The organism is Micromonospora sp. NPDC005257 (assembly GCF_042872445.1).
Classification (GTDB): Bacteria; Actinomycetota; Actinomycetes; order Mycobacteriales; family Micromonosporaceae; genus Micromonospora.
In genome coordinates this window covers 575339-590879 of record NZ_JBIAKL010000001.1, presented here as the reverse complement: position 1 = coordinate 590879, position 15541 = coordinate 575339, and the positions used below count along the sequence as shown (strand labels likewise).

Below are 15541 nucleotides of genomic sequence, written 5' to 3'. Positions count from 1 at the left end.
TCAGCCGGTGACGGTCGGCGGGGGCGCGGCGCCGCGCAGCACCAGCGCGCTGTTGAACCCGTCGAAGCCGCGCGCTCCGACGAGCGCGATCCGGCTGCGCGGCGGGCGGGGCTGCCGCAGGAAGGGCAGCTCGCAGCCGGGCGCGGGCTCATCCGGGCCGGCCGAGGCGGGCAGCATGCCGCGCCGGAACGCCAGCAGCGCGGTGGCCGCGTCCAGCGCGGACCCACCCTGGTGGGCCCGGCCGGTCAGCGGCTTCTGCGTGGTCACCGGCGGGGTCCGGGCCCCGAACACGGTACGCAGCGCGGTCGCCTCGGCCCGGTCGTACGCGGGCACGCCGAGCGCGTCCGGCCAGATCACGTCCACGTCGTGCGGGCGTACCCCGGCGCGCTCCAGCGCCAGCCGCAGCGCGCGGGCGTAGTGGGCCGGGTCGGGGCCGGTGGCCGGGTCGGTGGGCGCGGCGTCGTGGGTGGCCGCCCAGCCGGTGATCTCCCCGTAGACGCGGGCGCCCCGGGCCAGCGCGTGCCCGAGGTCCTCGACCACGAACACCGCGCCGCCCTCGGCCGGCACGTAACCGCTGGCCGCGACGTCGAACGGCCGGTACGCGCGCTGCGGGTCGGCCACGTCGCTGAGCAGGCCGGAACGCAACTGGCAGGCCAGCGCGTACGGGCTGAGCGGGCACTCGGTCGCCCCGGCGATCACCACCGGCGTGCCCCGGCGGACGGTGCGCACCGCGTGCGCCAGGCTGTCCAGCCCGCCGGCCGACTCGGACACGGTCACCCCGGACGGTCCCTTGAACTGGTGGCGGATCGACAGCTGGCCGACGCTCGCGGCGTAGAACCAGGCGATCGACTGGTACGCCCCGACGGTGCGGCTCGGCCCGCCCCACAGCCGTTGCAGTTCCCGCTGCCCGAACAGGTTGCCGCCGGAGGAACTGGCGAGCGTGACCGCCCACTTGTACGGGTCGGGCGACACCTCGGGCAGCCCGGCGTCGGCCAGCGCCAGCTTGGTGGCGGCGAAGCCGAGGTGGGTCCACCTGTCGGTCTGCACCCGCTGCCGGGTGTCGCTGAACCCGGCCGGGTCGAAGCCGGCCACCTCCCCGGCCACCCGGGTCGGGTAGCGCTGCGGGTCGAACAGCGTGATCGGCCCGGTGCGCCGGGTGCCGGCGACCACCGTGTTCCAGTGCGCCTCGGCCCCGATGCCGCTGGGCGCGACCACGCCGATGCCGGTGACCACGGCCCGGGCGGTCATGACGGCGTCACCGCGAGCCGGCGGAACACCATCGCCGACTGGAAGCCGCCGAATCCGCTGCCCACCGACAGCGCCACGTCCACCGGCACCTCCCGGGCCTCGTTCGGCACGTAGTCCAGGTCGCACTCCGGGTCGCGGGTGGTCCAGTTCGCCGTGGGCGGGACCACGCCGTACTCGATGGCGAGCGCGCAGGCGGCCATCTCGATGGAGCCGATGGCGCCGAGCGAGTGGCCGACCATCGACTTGATCGAGCTGATCGGCACCCGGTACGCCGTCTCCCCCAGCGCCCGCTTGAACGCGGCCGTCTCGTGTCTGTCGTTCTGCCGGGTGCCGGAGCCGTGCGCGCTGATGTACGAGACGGCCGCGGGGGCGAGCCGGGCCTGACGCAGCGCGTCGCTGATCGCCACGGCCATCTCCGCGCCGTCGGGGCGCAGCCCGGTCATGTGGAAGCCGTTGCTGCGGCCGGCGTACCCGGCGACCTCGCAGTAGACGTGCGCGCCCCGGCGGCGGGCGTGCTCGGCCTCCTCCAGCACCAGCACCGCGGCGCCCTCGGCGAGGACGAACCCGTGCCGGTCGGCGTCGAACGGCCGGGAGGCGTGCTCCGGGTCGTCGTTGTCCGGGCTGGTCGCGCCGATCGCGTCGAACGAGGCGACGGTCACCGGGGAGATCGGCGAGTCGGCGGCGCCGGCCAGCACCACGTCGGCCTCGCCGTCGGCGACGAGCTGGTGGGCGTACCCGATGGCGTCGATGCCGGAGGTGCAGCCGGTGGAGATCACCTGCGCGGGGCCGTGCAGGCCGTGCCGGCAGGCCACGTCGGCGGCCAGGCTGCTGGGCACCAGCGCCTGGTAGAGGTACGGCCCGCCGAGCGCGTGGTCGACCAGCCAGTGCCGGCCGGAGTCGCTGACCCGCACGTACTCCTGCTCCAGGGCCGTGGTGCCGCCCACGGCGGTGCCGAGCACCACCCCGGCGCGTAGGCGCTGGGCGTCGGTGAGAACCAGGCCGCTGTCCGCGAGCGCCTCGGCGGAGCAGGCGAGCGCGAACTGCACGTACCGGTCGGCGCGCTGCCGTTCGGCGAGCGTGATCCCGGCGGCGTCCGGGTCGAAGTCGCACTCGGCGGCGATCTGGGACCGGAAGGGCGACGGGTCGAAGAAGCTGATCCGCCGCGTCGCGGTGCGCCCTTCGGTGATCGTCTTCCAGAAGCGGTCCCGGGTGGCGCCGCCGGGCGCGACGACGCCGATGCCGGTGACCACGGTGCGCCGGCCGGTCACGACGGCTCCCGTGGCGGCGGCGCCGCGCTCTCGGTGTCGACGTGGCCCAGTTCCGGACGGGGCGCGAGCGGTCCGAGGTGGAACACCACCTCGGCGGGCTCGTCGCCGGTGTTGCGCAGCCGGTGCCGCACGTCCTTCGGCACGTAGAGCGCCTCCCCGGCGGCGAGCGGCACCGGCGCGTCGTCCAGGTCGACGGTGATCACGCCACGGGCGACGTAGAGGAACTCCTCGCTGTACGGGTGATAGTGCTCGGCGATCCGCTCCCCGGGGGCGAGCGTGGCGACGCCCATGAAACCGGAGGTGCTGCCGACCGTCTTCGGGCCGAGCAGCACCCGCAGCTCCCCGCCGCGGCGGCGGTCGGCGGGTACGTCGTGGACGGAGACGCGGGCGGTGGTGGTGTCGGTCATCGCGCGCCTCCCGCGTGCGCCCGCTCGACCTTCTCCTTGATCACGGCGAGCTGGATCCCGCTGTTGGTGTTGATCCGGTCGGTCATGCCGGCGTTGTCGACGGGCGCGTCCGGCTTCATCGCGAAGTCCTGCGTCCACGTCATCCGGGTGCCGACCGGGGTCTCCTCGTACCGCCAGTGGATGCGCATGTACTCGAACGGGCCGGTCTCGACGCGCCGGGCGTGCACCTCGCGGGCGGCCGGGTCGGCGGTGCGCTCGCTGACCCAGCTCCACGACACGCCGTTGGAGTCCGGGTGCATGGTGAGCCGGAAACGCACGGTGTCGCCGTCGCGGTGCAGGATCTCCGCCACCGCGTACTCGGTGAACAGGTCCGGCCACCGGGCCACGTCGTTGGTGATCTCCCAGACCAGCGGCAGCGGCGCGGCGATCTCCACGGAGTTCTCGGTGTGCCCGGGTGGATCCGAGCTGCGGGCCACCAGGTCGGCGACGCCGGCGATGCTGAGCTGCCCGGCCTGTTCGGGGATCTTCACCCGCCACCTGTCGGCCACCACCGCCGACAGTTCGAGCAGCGCCAGCGAGTCCATGCCCAGCTCCTCCAGGCTCGCCGCGGGCGCGTCGGCGGCGGCGTCCGGGTCCAGGCCGCAGTGCGTGACCAGGATGTCGGTGATCTCGCGGGTGAGCGGGCGGTCGGGGGCGACTGTCATCGGTTCCTCCAAGTGGTCGGGCCTGCGGCGGGCACGGCGCTGACGGGGGTACGGCCGTCCGGTCCGGTCGCGCCGCGCGGGTCGGGCACGACGGCCCGCGCCGGGGACGCCGCGACCGTGCCGTCGGCGGGCGGGGTGTCGGGCGGGGCGTCGTCGGCGGGTGGGGTGAGCAGCCGTTCCACCAGGGCGGTGGTGTGCCGGGCGGCGCGGAACGCCGGGTCGCGCAGCACCCGCCGGGCGAACGGGATGGTGGTACGCACGCCGGGGCCGGCCACGTCGAACTCGGCCAGCGCCCGGTCGAGCCGGTCCAGCGCGGCGTCCCGGTCCGGCGCCCACACCGCGACCTTGGCCAGCAGCGAGTCGTAGTGCGGGCTGACCAGGTAGCCGGCGTGGCCGTGGGTGTCGACCCGGGTGAACGGGCCGCCCGGCGGCCGGAACCGGTCCAGCCGGCCGGGGGCGGGCGCGAAGTCGCGATCCGGGTCCTCCACGTTGACCCGGCACTCGATCGCCACGCCGTGCAGTCGGACGTCGGACTGGCGCAGCCGCAGCGGGGTGCCGTACGCCACGTGCAGCTGTTCCTGCACGAGGTCGATGCCGGTGACCATCTCGGTGACCGGGTGTTCCACCTGGATCCGGCAGTTGATCTCCAGGAAGTGGCAGCGTTCGGCCTCGTCGACCAGGAACTCCACGGTTCCGGCGCCGGTGAAGCCGACCGACAGCGCGCCGCGCAGCGCCACCTCGGCGACGGTGTCCAGGGTGGCCTGCCGCAGCGCGGGCGCGGGCGCCTCCTCGATCAGCTTCTGGTGCCGGCGCTGTACCGAGCAGTCCCGGGTGCCCAGGTGCACGCCGTTGCCGTGGCCGTCGCAGAGCACCTGCACCTCGACGTGGCGGGCGTCGGCGAGGTACCGCTCGACGTACACCCGGTCGTCGCCGAAGGCGACCTGCGCGGCGGCGCGGGTCCTGGCGTACGCGCGGGGCAGCTCGGCGGCCGAGCGCACCACTGTCATGCCGCGCCCGCCACCGCCCGCCGCTGCCTTCACGATGACCGGGTAGCCCACCTCGGCGGCCACCTCCTGCGCCTCGGCGACGGTGGGCAGCGTCCGGACGCTGCCCGGCGGCAGCGGCAACCCGGCCCCGCTCATCAGCGCCCGCGCCGTCGACTTGTCCGCGAGCGCGGCCATCACCTGCGGCGGCGGGCCGACGAAGACCAGGCCGTTCTCGGCGCAGATCTCGGCGAAGTCGGCGTCCTCCGACAGGAAGCCGTAGCCGGGGTGCACCGCCTGCGCGCCGGTCTGCCGGGCGGCCTCCACGATCGCCGCCGCGTTGAGGTAGCTGCGGCGGCTGGCCGCCGGGCCGATGCGTACCGCCTCGTCGGCGAGCCGCACCGGCAGCGAGTCGGTGTCCGCGCTGGAGTGCACCACCACGGTGCGCACGCCGAGTTCCCGGCAGGCACGCAGCACCCGCAGCGCGATCTCGCCCCGGTTGGCGATCAGCACCTTGTCGAACATCAGCAGTCCTGTCCGGTGACCGGCTCCAGGGCGATCAGCGGCTGGTCGTACTCGACGGGCTTGCCGTCGTCGACGAGCACCTCGACCACCCGTCCGGCCTGGCCGGCGGTCACCTCGTTCATCAGCTTCATGGCCTCGACGATGCCGACCACCTGGCCCGGGCGGACCATGTCGCCGACCGCGACGAACGGCATCGCCCCGGGCTCGGGGGCCCGGTAGAACGTGCCGACGACGGGTGAGCGCACGGCCGGCCGGTCGACCGCCGGCAACCGCGCGGGCAGGGCCTCGCCCGGTTCGGCGGCGCGCTGCGCCGGGAGCGCCGGATCGTGCCATTCGACCTCCAGCACCGACTCGCCGCTGCGCAGCCGCACCCGGCGCACCGGCCCGGCCAGGTCGGCGACGAGTTGGCGGGCCTGCCGGCGCAGCCCGTCGAGCACCTGCTCGGCCTCGGCGTCGGCCATCACGCCACCTCCGCCCGGCCACCGGCCGGGGAGGCAGCCGGCGGCGACGCCGCAGACGTGCCGGCCGGGGACGGTCCGGCGGAGCGGGCCGCGCCGAATCGGCGGAAGCGCTGCCTCCGGCGGCGGACCAGGGTGGCCGGCGGGACGGTGAGCAGCGGGGCGAGGTTCGCCGCGACCGCCCGGCGCAGCAGCTCGGCGGCGCCGCCCGGGTCGGCGTGCGCGGCCGGGCGTGGCTCCGGCACCAGTTCGTCGACCACGCCGAGGCGGCACAGGTCGGCGCCGGTGAGCCGCAGTGCGCGGGCTGCCTGCGGGGCGGCCGAGCTGTCCGGCCAGAGGATCGCCGCGCAACCCTCCGGGCTGATCACCGAGTAGACAGCGTGTTCCAGCATGAGCACCCGGTCGGCGACCGCGAACGCGAGCGCGCCGCCGCTGCCGCCCTCCCCGGTGACCACCGCCACCACCGGCGTGGGCAGCACCGTGAGCGCGAGGATGTTCTCCGCGATGGCCGCCGCCTGGCCCTGCTGCTCGGCGCTCACTCCCGGATCCGCGCCGGGCGTGTCCACCAGCGTCACCACCGGCAGCCGCAGCCGCGCCGCGAGACGCATCAGCCGCAGCGCCTTGCGGTGCCCGGCCGGGCTGGCCATGCCGAAGTTGTGGGTCACCAGCTCGGCTGTGGTGTGACCCTTCTGGTGGCCGATCACCATCACCGGCCGGCCGTCCAGGCGGGCGATGCCGCCGACGACCGCCGTGCAGTCCGCGCCGAGCCGGTCGCCGTGCAGCTCGACGAACCCGTCGAACGCGGTCTCCAGGTAGTCCAGTGTGGTCGGCCGGCCCGGGTGCCGCGCCGTGCGTACCGTCTCCCAGGGGTCGCGGTCCGGCCGGGCGGTCACGGTCGACGCGGTGGCCGGGCGCGGCGCGGGCGCTGTCTCCGGCGCGCGGCGGCCCGAGTCGGCGGCGGCGAGCAGCGCGGCCAGCCGGCCCCGCAGCGCGTGCCGGGGCACCACCATGTCCACCTGGCCGTGCCGCAGCAGGTACTCCGCGGTCTGGAAGCCCTCCGGCAGCTTCGCGCCGGTGACCTGGCGGATCACCCGGGGGCCGGCGAAACCCAGCCGGGCGCCGCTCTCGGCGAGCACCAGGTCGGTGTTGGTGGCGAAGGAGGCGGCCACCCCGCCGTACGTGGGATCGGTGACCACGCTGACCGTGAGCAGGCCCGCCTCGCGCATCCCCGCGAGGGCCTGGCTGACGGTGGCCATCTGCATCAGCGACAGCGCGCCCTCCTGCATCCGGGCGCCGCCGGACGCGGTCACCAGCACCAGCGGGACGCCGTCGGCGAGAGCCCGCTCGGCGGTCCGGGTGATCAGCTCACCGACCGCGCAGCCGAGGCTGCCGCCGAGGAAGCGGAAGTCCATCACCGCCAACGCGACCGGGTGCCCGCCCAGCCGGGCGGTGCCGCAGAGCACCGCCTCGTCCAGGCCGGTCGCCGCGCGGGCCGCGGCGAGCCGGTGCGGGTACGGCAGCTCGTCGACGAACCCGATCGGGTCGACGCGTGCCGCCGGGTCGGGCAGCGGGACGAACGAGTCCGGGTCGGTCAGTTGCGCCACCCGGTCCGGCGCGTCCAGCCGCGCGTGCGAGCCGCACTCCGGGCAGACGTCCAGGTTGCGGCGCAGCCGCTTGCGGTAGAGCAGCGACGCGCACCCGTCGCACCTCGACCAGAGTTGTTCGTCGCGCGGGGCGGTGGTGGTCACTGTGGCCGCCCGGCGGTGTCGCGCAGGTGGGCCGGCGCGTCGTACCGGTAGAAGCAGTGCGCCATAGCGTCGCGCGGCGAGCGCCAGGTCGGCAGGTACGGCGAGATGTACGGCCGCAGCCGCTCGCTGATCCGGACGAACTCCGGATGTCCCCGGGCGTCCTCCACAGCGCCCTGCGCCGGCGTCTCCGTCTCCAGCAGATGGACGTAGAGGTCGTGCAGCCGGTACAGCGAGCGGTGCCGGACGCCGACCAGGCCGGGCAGCTCGGTCGCGTCGGACTCGGCGAAGATCTCGGCCACCCTGTCCTCGGCCGTCGGCACCACCTTGGCGACGATGAGCGAACGGTCCATTCGCGCCTCCTGCGTACGTCCCGGTGCGCGGCGAACCGGTCGCGCCGCACGGATCGCCACACGGTCGCGCCGACGGCGTCTACCGGGCGTCAACCGGGCCCGCCGCGCCACAGAGAGATGGTGACGCTGCGTTGACGCAAGCTGTGCGTGAGCTATGCGAAGATCGCCTTCCGGTCCCGGCTGGGCGACACTTATTCGCAGATCACAGCCGTGTAACCGGCCCACGGAGAGCAGTCGGGTGAACGACCGTGCGTTGACTGAGAGTAACAGGCATTGATATTCTCCGTCTCGGTCAGCCCGGCCATCGTGGAGGTTTCCCGGCCGCGGCGGAGGCGTTCCGACACCCGCGTCGCGGGCGGCGGTCCGGGCAACGGATAACGGTCGGGACGAGGGTTCCGGTGCTGGGGGGTTCGCCGTGTCGGGTGGGTCGAGAATGCCGACGGCGGGCGAACCCGCGCCCCGGGTGACACTGCGCCTGCTCGGCGGCTTCCAGCTCCTGCACGACGACGCGCCGGTGGTCGTACCCCGGGGGTTGCAGCGCGTCATCGCCCTGATCGGCCTGCGTCCGGCCGCGACCCGCAGCCATCTCGCCGGGCTGCTGTGGCCGGAGACGCCGGAGGAGCGGGCGCTGTCGTCGCTGCGTACCGCGCTGTGGCGGCTGCGGCAGGATCCGTGCTGCCCGCTGCGCACCGACGGCGACACCGTCCGCCTCGGACCCACCGTCCGTCTCGACGTGGACGACCTGGTGGAGACCGCGACGCTGGTTCGCGAGGGCGCCGTCCCGCGCGGCGCCACCGGCGCGGGACGCCACGACCTGCTCCCCGGCTGGTACGACGACTGGGTGCTGCTGGAACGCGAACGGCTGCGCCAGTTACGCCTGCACATGCTGGAGGAGCTGGCCGGCAACCACCTCACCGCCGGGCGGCACGGCGAGGCGCTGGAGGCCGCGCTGGAGGCGATGGCCGCCGAGCCGCTGCGGGAGACCCCGCACCGCCTGGTGGTGCGCATCCACCTGGCCGAGGGCAACGCGTTCGAGGCGGTCCACTCCTTCTACGTCTACCGCGACCTGCTCCTGCGCGAACTGCGCCTGGAACCGTCCCCGGCGATGACCACGCTGCTCGACGACACCCTCGCGCCGATCCGCCGGGCCAGCCGCCCGGACCCGCCGCCGCCGCGCCGCACGAACCGGTCCGCCAAGGCGGCCCCCCCATCAATGCCCCGGGGTACGCGGTGACGGCGAGGTGACAGCGCGACCGGCACGGTGAGCGAAGGACCGCGGCGGCGAGAGGGGTCACGATGAGTCGACTGTTGGTGGTCAGCCGGATCGTGCCGGGCGCACAGGGACGGGTGGCGCAGATCTTCGCCGAGGCCGACGCCACCGAACTTCCCCACCTCACCGGCGTCCGGCACCGGTCCCTGTACTACCTGCACGACCTGTGCGTCCATCTGATGGAGACCGTCGACGTCGCCCCCGGCCTGACCGGGGAGCTGCGCGACAACCCGCTGTACGAGCAGGTGAACAAGCGGCTCTCCGCACACACCTCGGCGTACCTGCCGACCTGGCACTCCCCCCGCGACGCCGTGGCCGGCTGCTTCTACAGCTGGGACGCCGCCGAGGCGCCCGCGCCCGGCCGGATCCACTAGACCGGCCACGGGCGACGGACGGGGCGCCCCGGAACCACGCACGGCACCCGGGTTCCGGGGCGTCTCCCCCCGCCGTCGCCGGCCTCCTGCGACGCACGCTCGGTCACCCGCCGGCCACCGGCCGACACCTCCGGTCCCACCGGCGCGGCCCGACCCCGGCCTGCCTGTCGTACGCCGCGCGCGTGTGCGAAGCTGCCCCGAGTCTTTCGCCCTCGTCGTGCACGTACATAGAAGGAGGTGGCCATGCCGTCGAGCTTCGGGCAGTGGCTGTTCGTGATACTGGCCCTGCTCATCGGATTCGGCGCCGGCTGGTTCGTCGTCGGCCGCCGGTCCGGCGCACCGGCGCCGTCCTCGGCGGAGACCGCCCCCGAGGTGACCGCCACCGTCGACGCGCCGAGCCCGGTCGCGGTGGTCGACGAGCCCCCGGCCACCGCGACGGTTGCCGAGCAGCCCGCGCCCACCGAGGCGGTGACCGCCGAGCCGGCCGTGGCGACCGCCCGTTCCGCCGACGAGCCGTCGCCGGTAGTCGCCGAGACGGAGCCCTCCCCGGTGGCCGCCGAGCCCGTCGCCGAGGCCGAGCCGGTTTCCCTCACCGCCGATCGTCCGGCCGAGGCGCCGGCCTCCACGTTCGTCGGTGCGGACCAGCCCGCGACGGCCTCGACCGCCACCGATGTGGACGAACCGGCCGGGTCTCCGGCGCTCGTCGCCGAGTCGGAGCCCTTCGCGGCGGAGCCGGAGCGCGCCCCCGTCGCCGTGCCGGCGCAGTCGACGCTCGCCGACGAGCCCGACGCCACGGCGTCGCCGGCCGGCCCGGCCGCAGAGCCCACCGCGGATGCCACGCCGGCTGAGACGCCCGAGGCGGACGAGCCCGTCAAGGCCGTCGAGCCGGTCGCCGCCGCGCCGACCGTCGTGCCCGCGCCGCGCGCGTCGGCCGAGAACGACGTGCCGGCGGACGCGGCCGACACCGCGCCGGACGACTTCCGGCGGATCCAGGGCATCGGGCCGAAGCTGGCCGCCGCGCTGCAGGAGGCCGGGATCCGCACCTACCGGCAGCTCGCCGAGCTGGACGAGGCCGCGCTGCGGCAGACCGTGAAGGCCGCCGGGCTGCGGGCCGCGCCCGGTCTGGCCACCTGGCCGCAGCAGGCGAAGGTGCTGGCGGGCGCGCCCGCCGACGCCGAGCGGGTGCTGCCGGCCGGCGCCGAGTAGTCCGCATCCGCAATCCGGGCCGGTGGTGACGGTGGTCGCCGCCGGCCCGGCGTGTTCCGTGGGCCGATCCCGGCTCGGCCCGGCCGCACCGCAGCCGGCCCGCGACGTGCCCACCGCAGCGCCGGAGCCCGCTGGCCGACCGCCGGTCCGCGACCCGGAGGCGCCGCGCCGGGTGACCCTGCTCGAACTCTTCTTCGACCTGGTCTACGTGGCCGCGCTCGCGTTGATCTCGCGCAACCTGGTCGGGTCGGTGACCTGGGAGCGGGCCGGCGAGTCGCTGGTCATGCTGATGGCGATCTGGTGGACCTGGGCGATCACCACGCTGGTCACCGACATCTACGATCCGCAGCGCACCGAGATCAAGCTGCTGATCGTGGCGGTGATGTTCGGCGCGCTGCTGATGACCACCGCCATCCCGGAGGCGTTCGGCGCCCGCGGGCTGGTGTTCGCCGGCACGTACGTGGCGATCCATCTCGGACGCGGGCTGTTCCTCATGCCCGCCGTGCGGCGGCACCCGCAGAGCAACAAACGGGCCCTGCGCATCTTCGTCTGGTTCGCCGTGTCGGCCGTGCCGTGGCTGGTCGGCGCGCTGGCCGCGCACGGCACCGCACGGCTCCTGCTCTGGTTCGGCGCCCTGGCCATCGACTATCTGGGATTCCGGCTGGCGTACCCGGTGCCGGTCCTGGGTGCGGTGCCCGACTCGCAGCGCAACGTGACCGCCGAGCACCTGTCCGAGCGGTACCAGCAGTTCTTCATCATCGCGCTCGGCGACGCCGTGCTGGTGGCCGGCACCGTGTTCAGCCTGCACCACTCCGAGGTGGAGAACCTGGTCGCCTTCACCGTCGCGTTCGCCACCACGCTGCTGCTCTGGCGCATCTACGTACACAAGTCCGGCGAGCTGCTGCCGCACGCCATCGCCCGGGCCGACCGGCCGAACCGGTTCCTCAACACCGCGCCGTACACGCATCTGCTGATGGTGGCCGGGGTGGTGACCACCGCGGCGGGCTTCGACCTGGTCCTGCTGGAGCCGAACGGCCACACGCCGCCGGCCTGGCTGGCGGTGATCCTCGGCGGGCCGGCGCTGTTCCTGACCGGGCGGGCCGCCTTCGAGTACGAGGTGTTCAGCCGGGTGTCGTCGTCCCGGCCGGGCGGGGTGCTGGCGCTGCTCACGATCGCCCCGGCCGGGTTGTACCTCGCGCCGGTCCACACCTCCGCCGGGGCGACGCTGGTGCTGGCCGGGGTGGCGTTCGCCGACTACCGCCGCAGCCGGGGCCGCCCGCCCGAGGAGCCGATGCCACCGCACTGAGGTAATCGGAATCGGCCGCGTCGGCACGGCTGCGCCGTTTGGCGGATCACCCGCACGGGGTACATGGCCTCCACCTCGAATCACCACGACCCCAGTGGAGGCAACTGATGCGCGGCACCTCGATAGTCGGCGTCCTGGTCGTCATCTGGCTCATCATCGGCGCCATCGCCGCCGGTCAGCGCGGCTACTACGGCAACGACGAAACCAACTGTGCGGAGGCGGGCACGATCCTGGTCACCATCGTGGCCGGTCCGCTGAACTACATCGGCGCCAACCCGAAGGTCGACTGCAAGCTCCCGGAGCCGTCGAAGTAGGCCGCCGCCTCCGTACTTCCCCTCCCGGCCCGCGCCCGCCTGGCGAGCGCGGGCCGTTCCGTGCCCGCCGCGTGGCCGGTCACCAACCCTCAGCCGTCCTAGGAGGCTGGGTCTCGCCCGGTTCGCCCGCCCGGCCGGTGGGCACGGCAGCGGTCCCCCCGCGCCTCAGCCGCCGACGTGGATGCCGGGGCGGCGGGTCGGGTCCGGCTCGGACTTGCGGATGATCTCCCGCACCACCGGTGGCGTGTCGCCCCGGCCGAGGATGAGGTAACGCAGGAGGTGCGCGATCGGACTGCCCTCCGACCACTCGAAGTGACAGTGCGGGCGTACGCCGGTGGCGTCGCGCAGGGCCAGCAGGATCGCGGCTATCGCGTTCGGCGCGGCCGGACTGCTGGCGCGCAGGATCCGGTAGCCGCCGGATTCCACCCCGTGCACCCGTAGCACCTGGCTGAACTGGGACGGGTCGCTCACGTCGATCTCCAGGAACAGCACGTCGGCGGCGCCGGGCACCGGGTTCATCGACCGCTGGGCCCGCTCCTTGACCCGGTACTCCTTGACCGACCCGCTCTGCCTCTTGTGGGCGATCAGGTGCAGCCGCCCGTCCCGGGCGACCGACTCGTCGACGAAGCGGCGGGCCGGCTCGTCGAACTCGATCCGCTCGGCGCGCAGCTCGGTGGTGCGGGTGACCCGGGAGATCAGCGACACCGCGACGATCCCGGCGATGAAGAACCCGGAGATGGTGATCCCGTCCGGCTTCTCCACCACGTTCTCCACCAGCGCGTACAGCAGCACGGCGGTGAGCAGCGCGAACCCCGCCGAGGCCGCGCGGCCACGAGCCCGCCACGCCGCGATGGTGACCGCTATCGCGCCGGAGACCATCATCGCGAGGATGCCGGTGGCGTACGCGCCGGCCTGGGCGTTCACGTCGGCGGAGAAGGCGATCGTGATGGCGATGCTGATCGCGGTGTAGACCAGCACCACCGGGCGCACCGCCCGTCCCCACTCCGGCGCCATGCCGTACGACGGCAGGTAGCGGGGCACGATGTTGATCAGCCCGGCCATCGCCGACGCCCCGGCGAACCAGAGGATGAGCACGCTGCTGATGTCGTACGCGGTGCCGAACGCCTTGCCCAGGTGCTCGTGGGCGAGGAACGCCAGCGCCCGCCCGTTGGCCGGCCCGCCGGGGGCGAACGCCTCGGGTGGGATCAGCACCGTGGTGACGAACGTGGTGGCGACCAGGTAGACCGACATGATCAGCGCGGCGGCGGTGAGCAGCCTCCGGGTGTTGCGGATCCGGGCGTCCAGCCGCCGCTGCGGGTCGTCGCCCTCGCCGCGCACCAGCGGCATCATGCTCACCCCGGTCTCGAAGCCGGACAGGCCGAGCACCAGCAGCGGGAACGCGAGCACGCTCGTGACCAGGACGTCGCCGGGCCCGCCGGTGCGTGCCAGCCGGCCGGTCCAGTCGCCGAGCAGGCCCGGTTCGGCGACCACCTCGGCCACCCCGGCGACCACCACCACCGCGTTCAGCGTCAGGAACGCCGCCACGAGCGGGATCGCGACCTGCACGGCCTCGCTGAACCCGAGCAGGAACACGCCACCGAGCACGAGCAGCAGCAGCACCGTGACCAGCACCGCCACCGCGCCGCCGTGCGGGAACGACGCGGGCAGGACCGGGTTCTCCAGCAGGTGCACGCTGGCGTCGGCGGCGGAGAGCGTGATCGTGATGATCCACGAGGTCGCGACGAAGCCGAGCAGCACCAGCACGAAGATCTTTCCGCGCCAGAACGGCAGCAGCCGCTCCAGCATGGCCACCGAGCCCTGCCCGTGCGGGCTCTCCCGGGCCACCCGGCGGTACATCGGCAGCATCCCGAGCAGGGTCAGCGCCACGATCAGCAGCGTGGCCAGCGGGCTGAGCGCGCCGGCCGCCACGGCGGCGATGCCGGGCAGGTAGGACAGCGTGGAGAAGTAGTCGACACCGGTCAGGCACATCACCTGCCACCACGGGTGGGACCGGGTCTGGTGCTCGCCGACCTCCGGGCCGACCGGCTCGACCCGGTGCGCGAACAACCACCTGCGCAGCCGCCCGGCGGGGGCAGCCGGCCGCGCCGGGGCCGCCACCCGTTCCGGCAGTTCCGGCGCGGTATGGCCGGCGTGACGCCCGGCCCGGGCCGCTGCGGCCGCGTGCGCCTCCCGGCGCCGGTCCCGCGTACGCCTGGGCTGCTCCGCGCCCCCCGCCTGCCCCATTCGCACCCCTTCGTCCCTGCACAGACGGTAGGGGTTGCGGCGGTCCGGTCCCGGCCGAACCGCGCAAAGATCCGATGCTCGGACGTACCCGTGCGGCTGTTGAGGCCGCTGCTGCCGACGGATCGCCACGATGAAGATGTGGCTACGCGATCTCGCTCGCTCTAATCCCTGACCCAGACGAATATGTCCCAGCCGAAGCCACTGAGAGCGATGGCCAGCACAACGGCGCTGACCGCCGTCGCGGTCACGGAGAGCCGCCGCCGCCGGCGGTCGTTGCCGGTAAGCGCGTGGACGAGTGACCCTGCAGCGAGGACAGCTCCGAGCACCCAGCCATGAAGCATCATGTACAGCTGCGAGGTCATGAACAGCCAGGTGAAGGGGTTGAGCAGGGAGAAACCGAAAGGCACGAGGTCCTTGGGGTCGTGCATCTCGTGGGTGAGTTCATAGTGGCCGAGTCCCAACCGGATCCGGCTGACGGCGTACAACACCAGCACGACCGCATACAGACCGCCGGATCCCAACTGCGTCACCGCAAGGCCGGTACGCACGCGGGGCGCACCGGCTGCCCGGACGGCCAGCGCGATGTTCCCTGGCGCAAGCACTGCTGTCCCCTTCCTGGTGGTAGCGGCAAGTTGGAGGGCTGCCACTGCGGTGCCGAGAGCGAGCCGCAGCGGAGACAGTCCCATGTCGGCGGCGCCGCGTATGTCCGCCTCCCACTGTTCGCGGTAGCGCGAGCGGGCATCGGAGACCGGCAACGCGGCCGAGGCAAACCGGCTGACGGCCAGAGCGAGGCGCATTCGGCGGGATGCTGTCATCGGGCCAGGTCCGGCCGAGTGGTGGAGATCCGGAGCGTGCGCCGCTGAGCGGCGCGTTGGCAGATCCGGCGAGCCTCGGTCGCCCCGTCGCGCGTCAGTACGTACAGTCGCCGCCGGGCACCCTTGCGATCCTGGTCATCCCAGGAGGACGTGACCCATCCGGCTCTCTCCAGGCGGTCCAACAGTGGGTAGACCGTGCCGGACGGCCGGCCGGTGGCCTTGATGATCTCCAACCCCCATCGCGGCTGCTCAGAGTCGAGCAGGACGGTCAGGACGTCAACGGTTGCCCTGCCTATACGTGCGAGCGGTTCCATGGGCCTT

General features: G+C 74.0%; 16 protein-coding genes. 5 read left to right on the top strand and 11 right to left on the bottom strand.

Going from position 1 to position 15541, the window contains the following annotated elements:
- The 8 genes from ACFYO8_RS02410 to ACFYO8_RS02375 are packed head-to-tail and all read right to left on the bottom strand — an operon-like array spanning position 1 to position 7691.
- Positions 1-1248 carry a beta-ketoacyl synthase N-terminal-like domain-containing protein gene (locus ACFYO8_RS02410; RefSeq protein WP_354863694.1) on the bottom strand — a complete coding sequence of 416 codons (1248 nt, stop codon included), beginning with the start codon at positions 1246-1248 and terminating at the stop codon, positions 1-3.
- A complete protein-coding gene (locus tag ACFYO8_RS02405) occupies positions 1245-2516 on the bottom strand; it encodes a beta-ketoacyl-[acyl-carrier-protein] synthase family protein (protein WP_354863696.1) in 1272 nt (423 codons plus the stop codon). Before ACFYO8_RS02405 ends, ACFYO8_RS02410 begins: the two co-directional genes overlap by 4 nt.
- Positions 2513-2923, bottom strand: a complete 411-nt coding sequence (locus tag ACFYO8_RS02400) for a cupin domain-containing protein (RefSeq protein WP_354863698.1) — start codon at positions 2921-2923, stop codon at positions 2513-2515. The genes ACFYO8_RS02405 and ACFYO8_RS02400 overlap by 4 nt, the downstream gene beginning before the upstream one ends.
- Positions 2920-3627 carry an SRPBCC family protein gene (locus ACFYO8_RS02395; RefSeq protein ID WP_354863700.1) on the bottom strand — a complete coding sequence of 236 codons (708 nt, stop codon included), beginning with the start codon at positions 3625-3627 and terminating at the stop codon, positions 2920-2922. Before ACFYO8_RS02395 ends, ACFYO8_RS02400 begins: the two co-directional genes overlap by 4 nt.
- Entirely contained in the window at positions 3624-5135 is a 1512-nt protein-coding gene (locus ACFYO8_RS02390) for an acetyl-CoA carboxylase biotin carboxylase subunit (protein WP_354863702.1), read from the bottom strand. Before ACFYO8_RS02390 ends, ACFYO8_RS02395 begins: the two co-directional genes overlap by 4 nt.
- Complete coding sequence (gene accB / locus ACFYO8_RS02385) at positions 5135-5695, bottom strand: acetyl-CoA carboxylase biotin carboxyl carrier protein (protein ID WP_387188325.1); 561 nt, start codon at positions 5693-5695, stop codon at positions 5135-5137. The genes ACFYO8_RS02390 and accB overlap by 1 nt, the downstream gene beginning before the upstream one ends.
- A complete protein-coding gene (locus tag ACFYO8_RS02380; RefSeq protein ID WP_387256685.1) occupies positions 5596-7341 on the bottom strand; it encodes an acetyl-CoA carboxylase carboxyltransferase subunit alpha in 1746 nt (581 codons plus the stop codon). The genes accB and ACFYO8_RS02380 overlap by 100 nt, the downstream gene beginning before the upstream one ends.
- Positions 7338-7691 (bottom strand): TcmI family type II polyketide cyclase, encoded by a 354-nt coding sequence (locus ACFYO8_RS02375; protein ID WP_354863708.1) that lies wholly within the window; start codon positions 7689-7691, stop codon positions 7338-7340. The genes ACFYO8_RS02380 and ACFYO8_RS02375 overlap by 4 nt, the downstream gene beginning before the upstream one ends.
- Positions 7692-8124: 433 nt before the next feature.
- Here ACFYO8_RS02375 and ACFYO8_RS02370 point away from each other — a divergent pair, with 433 nt between their 5' ends.
- From ACFYO8_RS02370 to ACFYO8_RS02350, 5 genes are all read left to right on the top strand, one after another.
- Positions 8125-8925: a BTAD domain-containing putative transcriptional regulator gene (locus ACFYO8_RS02370; RefSeq protein WP_387188262.1), complete on the top strand. Its 801-nt coding sequence runs from the start codon at positions 8125-8127 to the stop codon at positions 8923-8925.
- Between the two features lie 62 nt (positions 8926-8987).
- Positions 8988-9335 carry a TcmI family type II polyketide cyclase gene (locus tag ACFYO8_RS02365; protein ID WP_354863712.1) on the top strand — a complete coding sequence of 116 codons (348 nt, stop codon included), beginning with the start codon at positions 8988-8990 and terminating at the stop codon, positions 9333-9335.
- Between the two features lie 243 nt (positions 9336-9578).
- Positions 9579-10541: a helix-hairpin-helix domain-containing protein gene (locus ACFYO8_RS02360; RefSeq protein WP_355095109.1), complete on the top strand. Its 963-nt coding sequence runs from the start codon at positions 9579-9581 to the stop codon at positions 10539-10541.
- A 22-nt stretch (positions 10542-10563) separates the two neighbouring features.
- Positions 10564-11847: a low temperature requirement protein A gene (locus tag ACFYO8_RS02355; RefSeq protein WP_387256683.1), complete on the top strand. Its 1284-nt coding sequence runs from the start codon at positions 10564-10566 to the stop codon at positions 11845-11847.
- A 107-nt stretch (positions 11848-11954) separates the two neighbouring features.
- Positions 11955-12161, top strand: a complete 207-nt coding sequence (locus ACFYO8_RS02350) for a hypothetical protein (protein WP_013286658.1) — start codon at positions 11955-11957, stop codon at positions 12159-12161.
- A 165-nt stretch (positions 12162-12326) separates the two neighbouring features.
- Here the strand turns inward: ACFYO8_RS02350 and ACFYO8_RS02345 are convergent, their stop codons facing one another.
- From ACFYO8_RS02345 to ACFYO8_RS02335, 3 genes are all read right to left on the bottom strand, one after another.
- The gene (locus ACFYO8_RS02345) at positions 12327-14405 is read right to left on the bottom strand and encodes an amino acid transporter (RefSeq protein ID WP_355095113.1); all 2079 of its coding nucleotides are present in this window, start codon (positions 14403-14405) and stop codon (positions 12327-12329) included.
- A gap of 161 nt (positions 14406-14566) precedes the next feature.
- Positions 14567-15202 carry a hypothetical protein gene (locus ACFYO8_RS02340; RefSeq protein ID WP_355095115.1) on the bottom strand — a complete coding sequence of 212 codons (636 nt, stop codon included), beginning with the start codon at positions 15200-15202 and terminating at the stop codon, positions 14567-14569.
- 14 nt (positions 15203-15216) lie between these two features.
- Complete coding sequence (locus tag ACFYO8_RS02335; protein ID WP_355095117.1) at positions 15217-15534, bottom strand: PadR family transcriptional regulator; 318 nt, start codon at positions 15532-15534, stop codon at positions 15217-15219.
- Positions 15535-15541: the final 7 nt, after the last annotated feature.